Annotated in this window: 6 protein-coding genes and 1 pseudogene; all 7 read right to left on the bottom strand. The window is 72.6% G+C overall.

Annotated features, from left to right (window positions below; translation table 11 throughout):
* Positions 1 to 150 precede the first annotated feature (150 nt).
* On the bottom strand, positions 151 to 1,230 hold the full coding sequence (locus ACFRCR_RS15280; protein ID WP_377678696.1) for an aspartate-semialdehyde dehydrogenase: 1,080 nt from the start codon (positions 1,228 to 1,230) through the stop codon (positions 151 to 153).
* 14 nt (positions 1,231 to 1,244) lie between these two features.
* Positions 1,245 to 2,564, bottom strand: a complete 1,320-nt coding sequence (locus ACFRCR_RS15275) for an aspartate kinase (RefSeq protein ID WP_138822672.1) — start codon at positions 2,562 to 2,564, stop codon at positions 1,245 to 1,247.
* A 320-nt stretch (positions 2,565 to 2,884) separates the two neighbouring features.
* Positions 2,885 to 3,682: a TSUP family transporter gene (locus tag ACFRCR_RS15270; RefSeq protein ID WP_377678698.1), complete on the bottom strand. Its 798-nt coding sequence runs from the start codon at positions 3,680 to 3,682 to the stop codon at positions 2,885 to 2,887.
* Positions 3,683 to 3,870: 188 nt separating this feature from the next.
* Complete coding sequence (locus ACFRCR_RS15265; protein ID WP_138822668.1) at positions 3,871 to 4,446, bottom strand: DUF5063 domain-containing protein; 576 nt, start codon at positions 4,444 to 4,446, stop codon at positions 3,871 to 3,873.
* Positions 4,439 to 5,038 carry a recombination mediator RecR gene (recR, locus tag ACFRCR_RS15260; RefSeq protein ID WP_138822666.1) on the bottom strand — a complete coding sequence of 200 codons (600 nt, stop codon included), beginning with the start codon at positions 5,036 to 5,038 and terminating at the stop codon, positions 4,439 to 4,441. The genes ACFRCR_RS15265 and recR overlap by 8 nt, the downstream gene beginning before the upstream one ends.
* Before the next feature lie 64 nt (positions 5,039 to 5,102).
* Entirely contained in the window at positions 5,103 to 5,504 is a 402-nt protein-coding gene (locus ACFRCR_RS15255; protein WP_377678693.1) for a VOC family protein, read from the bottom strand.
* 2 nt (positions 5,505 to 5,506) lie between these two features.
* Positions 5,507 to 6,997: pseudogene (locus ACFRCR_RS15250) on the bottom strand (hypothetical protein); the annotation flags it as partial.

Genomic DNA, 6,997 nt, shown 5'->3' with positions numbered 1-6,997 from the left:
GGATCAGGGGCCGCAACTCACTTCTCGGCACAGCCCACAGCGCGACGGCGCCCACCCACCGGAAGGTGAGGGGCGCCGTCGGGCACTGCGATGCGTGGTCCGTGTCAGAACGGACGTGACCTCCAGGTCACGCAGGTTCTGACACCCGGGTCACGCGGGGGTCGAAGCCTTGCTCGCGAGGTCCGCCGCGACCAGCTCCGCGACCTGCACCGCGTTGAGCGCGGCACCCTTGCGGAGGTTGTCGTTCGACACGAACAGCACCAGGCCGCGTCCGCCCGGCACGCTCTGGTCGGTACGGATGCGGCCCACGAACGACGGGTCGGCACCTGCGGCCTCGAGCGGGTTCGGGACGTCAGAGAGCGCGACCCCCGGGGCGTCCGCGAGGAGCTCGCGCGCACGGTCAGGAGAGATGGCCTGGCCGAACTCGGCGTGGATCGCGAGCGAGTGACCCGTGAACACCGGGACGCGCACGCACGTGCCCGCGACCAGCAGGTCCGGGAGGCCGAGGATCTTGCGCGACTCGTTGCGGAGCTTCTTCTCCTCATCCGTCTCCTCCTCGCCGTCGTCCACGATCGAGCCCGCGAGCGGCACCACGTTGAACGCGATGTTGCGCGGGAACTTGTCCGGCGCAGGGAACGAGACCGCGCTGCCCGAGTGCACCAGGCCCGTGAGGTCCTGCTCGGCGCCCGCGACCGCCTGGTCGCGCAGCTCGGCCGCGCCGGCCAGCCCGGCACCAGAGACCGCCTGGTACGTCGCCACGATCAGGCGCTCCAGTCCGGCCTCGTCCGCGAGCGGCTTGAGGACCGGCATCGCGGCCATCGTGGTGCAGTTCGGGTTCGCGATGATCCCCTTGCGCGCCTCGTGGATCGCGTCCGGGTTGACCTCCGAGACGACCAGCGGGACGTCCGGGTCCATGCGCCACGCGGACGAGTTGTCGATCACGACGACACCCGCCGCGGCATAGCGCTCGGCCTGCGCCTTCGAGGTCGCGCCCCCCGCGGAGAAGAGCGCGATGTCGAGGCCCGACACGTCGGCCGTGGCCGCGTCCTCCACGACGACGTCCTCACCCTTCCAGGGCAGCGTGCTGCCCGCGGAGCGCGCGGAGGCGAAGTAGCGGATCTGCGCGACCGGGAAGTCGCGCTCCTCGAGCAGACGGCGCATGACGGCGCCGACCTGACCGGTCGCCCCGACGACGCCGACGACGAGGCCTGCAGAGTTCTGGTTGCTCATGGTTCTCTCCTCGCTCAACGGCCGGTGCCGGCGTAGACGACTGCTTCGCTCTCGCCGTCCAGCTCGAACGCGGTGTGGATGGCCCGCACCGCGTCGTCGAGGCTGTCGGCGCGGGTCACGACCGAGATACGGATCTCCGACGTCGAGATCATCTCGATGTTGATGCCCGCGTCGCGCAGCGCACCGAAGAGCTGCGCCGAGACACCCGGGCTCGACTTCATGCCCGCCCCGATGAGCGAGACCTTGCCGATCTGGTCGTCGTACTGGAGCGACGCGAAGCCGATCTCCTCGCGCACGGCGTCCAGGGCCGTGGTCGCGAGGGCGCCGTCGTCCATGGGCAGCGTGAACGAGATGTCCGTGAGGCCCGTGGCCGCGACCGAGACGTTCTGGACGATCATGTCGATGTTCGCGCCCGCACCGGCCACGACCTCGAAGATGCGTGCGGCCGTGCCCGGCACGTCCGGGACGCCGACGACGGTGATCTTGGCCTCGCTGCGGTCGTGCGCGACGCCGGAGATGATCGGAGCTTCCATGATGACCTCTGCCTCGTTGCCGGCCGGGGAGCCGGGAGCCTGCTGGGGGACGTTCGGCACCGAGCGCGCGTCGTTCGACACGATCGTCCCGGCCTTCGTCGAGAACGACGAACGGACGTGGATGGGCACGCCGTAGCGGCGCGCGTACTCGACGCAGCGCAGCACCAGGACCTTGGCCCCGCTCGCCGCCATGTCGAGCATCTCCTCGTAGGAGATGTGGTCGATCTTGCGGGCCGTCGGCACGATGCGCGGGTCCGCCGTGAACACGCCGTCGACGTCGGTGTAGATCTCGCACACGTCGGCGCTCAGGCCCGCCGCGAGCGCCACGGCCGTGGTGTCCGAGCCGCCGCGACCGAGCGTCGTCACGTCGTTGGTGCTCTGCGTGACGCCCTGGAACCCGGCGACGATCGCGACCGAGCCCTTCTCGACGGTCTCGCGGATGCGGTGCGGGACGACGTCGACGATGTGCGCCTTGCCGTGCACGGCGTCCGTGATCACGCCGGCCTGCTGGCCCGTGAACGACTTCGCCTTCACACCGAGGTTGTTGATCGCCATCGCCAGCAGCGACATCGAGATGCGCTCGCCTGCCGTGAGCAGGATGTCCATCTCGCGCTGGGGAGGGAGGGGCGTGACCTGCTGGGCGAGATCGATGAGCTCGTCCGTCGTGTCACCCATGGCCGAGACCACGACGACCACGTCATGTCCGGCCCGCTTGGTCTCTGCGATGCGCTTCGCCACCCGCTTGATGCTCTCCGCATCAGCTACCGACGAGCCACCGTACTTCTGCACGACAAGTGCCACTTGCTGCTCCGTTACGTCGCCGGCCTCCGTCTCTCTCAACGGCCCGCCGGGTGCTTTACGAGTCGGTCGATGATAGCCCGCGGCCCGGGGTCGTCGGGAGGGTGCTCAGGATGCGACCGGGCGGGACCGGGGGTCGATCGCTGACCTGCGGCGACGCTGGCCGACCCCGGTTGCCGAGAACGTGGTTGAGGTCGTTCCGGCCCGCTTGACGGCCTCAACCCCGTTCTCGGCGGCGGGTGGGCGACCAGACCACCCGTCTCGGCCCGGCCGGCCGGATCCCTTCGGACCGGCCCCGCCCGACACCCCCTCCTCGCGCACGGTCACTCGCCCAGGCTCGTGACGACGTCGTACCCCAGCTTGCAGATCAGAGCGCCCACCACGACCACGAACACGACCCGCACGAACCCGCTGCCCTTGGCCACGGCCATGCGCGCCCCGATGTACGCACCGAGCAGGTTCGCGGCCCCGATCGCGAGACCCAGACCCCACAGCACCGCACCGTACGGGACGAAGAAGATGAGCGCCCCGGCGTTGGTCGCGAAGTTCGCGATCTTCGCGAGCGCCGAGGCGGGCAGGAACGCGTACCCCAGGATGCTCACGAGCGAGATGACGAAGAACGTCCCCGTCCCCGGGCCCAGCAGTCCGTCGTAGAACCCGATCGCGAGCCCGATGCCCGCAGCGGCCCACCGGTGCCCGTTGCCCTCCCAGCGCAGGTTCGTCGTGTGGCCGAGCTTCGGCCTGGCGATCGTGTACGCCGCCACGGCGATCAGGACCACGAGGATGATCGGCTTGAACAGCTCGGCGGGGATCTTCGACGCGAGCGCCGCGCCGCCCACGGCCCCCACGAGCGCTGCGAGCGCCATGGGCCCGGCGGTCCGCAGGTCCGGCCCCACGCGCCGGTAGTACGTCGTCGCGCTCACGGACGTGCCCATGATGCTCGCGAGCTTGTTGGTCGCGAGGGCCTGGACCGGGCTGATCCCGGGGACGAGCAGCAGCGCGGGGAGCTGGACGAGCCCTCCCCCGCCGACCACGGCGTCGATCCAGCCGGCGGTCAGGCCCGCGAGGACCAGCAGGGCGATCGTCAGGAGGTCGAGCTCGAGCCCGCCCGACCCGGGCAGCACGATCCCGTCGGCGGTGGGAAGGGTCGCGGCGAGGTCCCAGGTCACACGGCAGTCTTGCACGACGGCCGAGAGGTCACCGGAGAGCGGCGCGGTGCACCTGACAAGGCGCGCGGGGGACCCGACGAGGCGGACCGGCGGTCAGACTGCGGGCCACGGCTGCGCGACACCCCCGAGCCCTGTCCCCGTCAGGAGTGCAGCGCGTCGTACTCCGCCTCGGCGGCGACGTCGTCCTCGACGTCGAGCCGCAGGTGCGCGAGCACGAGCTGCAGGACGCGCAGCGCGCTCGCGGCCCGCTCGCCCCACAGCGACAGGTAGGAGAACTGCCACCACCACAGGGCCTCGAGCTCCTGGCCCGAGTCGTAGTGCTGGAGCCCCTTCGCCAGGGCCTCGGCGATGCACGCGATGTCCCCGGACACGGACGCCTGACCGACGACCGCGCCCAGCACGGGGTCCTCGATCTCCGGGTAGTCGTCCAGGCCGTCGAGCAGCCGGGCCAGGCCTTCGCGCAACGGGTCGAGGTCGGTCTCGGGCCCGGCGTCGGGCTCGAAGCGCTGGTCCGGGACGACGTCCATCATGGCGCCCAGTCGCGCGCCGACGGCCAGCAGGTCCGACGTGGCGAGGAGGAGCAGCGGGATCGCGGCCTCCGGGGCCGCTCCCGAGGCGACCTCGGCGGTCGTCGTGAGGAAGGTGCGCGCCTGCGCGGACACCGAGGCCGCGACGGACCGCAGGTCCGACCCCACGGCCTCTTCGGTCTCAACCACTGACGACCCTCCGTCCCTCGAACGCCCGCCCGAGCGTCACCTCGTCGGCGTACTCCAAGTCTCCACCCACCGGCAGCCCGGACGCCAGGCGGGACACACGCAGCCCCATGGGCGAGAGCATGCGCGTGAGGTAGGTGGCCGTGGCCTCACCCTCGACGTTGGGGTCCATCGCGAGGATGACCTCCTGGACCGCGCCGTCGGCGAGCCGGGTGAGGAGCTCACGGATGCGCAGGTCGTCGGGACCGACGTTGTCGATCGGGTTGATGGCCCCGCCGAGGACGTGGTACTTGCCGCGGAACTCGCGCGTGCGCTCGATCGCGACGACGTCCTTGGGCTCCTCGACGACGCAGATCACCTCGGCGGAGCGCCGGGGGTCACGGCAGATGCGGCACTGCTCGGACTCGGCGACGTTGCCGCAGATCTCGCAGAACCGCACGCGCAGCTTGACCTCGGTGAGTGCGTCGGCGAGCCGCCGCACGTCCGCGGCGTCGGCCGCGAGGAGGTGGAACGCGATGCGTTGGGCACTCTTGGGGCCGACCCCGGGGAGTCGGCCGAGCTCGTCGATCAGGTCCTGGACCGCGCCTTCATACACGCCCCCAGCCTACGTGGCGCCGTCGACTCCGCGGTCCGCCGCGCGGGGCGTCCCGGGCCGCGCGTCAGTCGTCGGCCGCGACGATCTCCACCTCGAAGCCGTCGGCGTTCTCGAGGTAGGCCGCGTAGTGCTGCGGGCCGCCCGCGTAGGGGTGGGCGTCGGCGAACATCAGGCTCCACCCGTGCTCGGCCGCGCGCGTCACCAGGTCGTCGACCTCGGTGCGGCGCCCGCCCGAGAACGCCAGGTGGTTGAGGCCGGGACGCAGGCGGTCGTGCCTCGCGGCGCGGGCGGCCGGGCTCGCCTCGAGCACGATGTACGTCGCCCCGCGCAGCCAGCTCTGGCCCGAGGCCCACGTCTGGAAGCGGGTGTAGCCGAGCTCGTCGAGCAGCCACGCCCACGAGCTCTCCGCGGTGTCGAGGTCCTCGACCCACAGCTCGACGTGGTGGAGCTCCCCGCGCGGGCTCACGCTCAGAGCCCGGTGTCGATGGTCTCGTCGATCACGACGCCGCCCAGCAGCTGGGCGACGAGCGGTGCACCGACCAGGCCAGACGACGCGAGGTCCGGGTCGTCGTCGGACGGCGAGTCGTCGTCCATCGAGACCGTGACGCGTGCCGACGACTGCCGGGCCCTCTGCTCGGCGGCCTGCCGCTCGAGCGTCTGGCGGCGCGTCTCGCGCACGCCCGGCGCGGGCCCCGTGGGGACGGCGGGTGTCGGCGCGCTGGGTGCCGGCGGCACCGAGGCCGCCGAGGGAACGGCTGGGCGCTGCACGGCCCCGCTGCCCGACGGCGCCGCTCGCCGCACGTCCGCAGGTGGCGGCTCGTGACCCTCGTCGAGGTCGGCGGGCGGCTCGGTCACTGGCAGGCCCGCGAGCCAGGCCTCGTCGGCCGCGTTCACGACCGGGGGCTCGACGACAGACGCCGCCGCGACCTCCGGGGTGGAGGGCTGCGACGCCGGGACGGGTCGCTCCTGGAGGGCGACGCCGCCTCGCTGGTCTGTCACCGCCGCGGTCCCGCCGGAGACCTGGATGGCTCCCGCGCCCTGGGGTGCGGTCGGGGCGATCGACACCGAGCCGGCGCCGGGCACCTGACCGGTCGGGGCAGCGGCACCACCCGATGCCTCGTCCCGCAGCGGCGGTGCCGAAGGCGCCGGTGGTGTCGCTCCCGGCGCGGGCTGCGGGGAGGGGGTGGGAGCGGGACCGGCCGTGGTCCGGGCTCGGGGGGTCCCGTCGCCCTCGTCGATCTGGACGTCGATCCGGACCTGGAAGCCGAGCGTCTTGTGCACCGCTTCCTGGAGCGCGGCCGAGTTGTTGCCGTTGCGGAACGAGCCCGCCGCGCCACCGTTGCTGAAGCTGAGCACGAGCGTGCTCTCGGTGAGCTCGGCGACCTCGGCGTTGTCGCGCACGAGCATCCACGTGAGCCGCTTGATGGTGCTCAGCGTCTCGAGGACCTCGGGCCAGCGCAGGGTCAGGGCCGCGGTGTCGGTCGACGTCGCCGAGGGCCCTGCCGGGACGGCAGACCCGGCGGGTGCGGCAGGCGCTGCGGCATGCGGCGCCGCCGGTTCGACCGGCGCGACGTGCACCGGCTCGGCCGTGGGCGTGGTCCCGTGGTCGGGAACCTGGGTGACGACCGGCGAGTCCTCACCCCCGGGTGCTGCCTCGGCACGGGCCTCCGACGTGGCAGGTGCGACCTCGGCGGTGCCGACCGGCACCACGACCGGCCACTCGCCGGTCGCCCGGGCGTCCGGCGCGCCCGACGAGGCCGGAGCACGAGCCGGTGCCACCGCTTCGGTCGGCACCTCCGCAACCGGCACGTCCGCCACCGGAGCCGCCTCGGCGGGCACCGCGTCCACCGTCACCGTGGCGGGCACGGCAGAAGGAACTGGAGCCGCAGTCGGTTCGACGGCCGCGACCGGCGCGGACGAAGCAGCCGCGGCCCCCTCCCCCGCCTTGCGGGCCTGGAG

Origin of the sequence: Oerskovia sp. NPDC056781 (assembly GCF_042789955.1) — a bacterium.
Lineage (GTDB): Bacteria > Actinomycetota > Actinomycetes > Actinomycetales > Cellulomonadaceae > Oerskovia > Oerskovia rustica.
The sequence above is the reverse complement of the archived record's forward strand: the minus strand, read 5'-3'. Positions and strand labels throughout refer to the sequence as shown.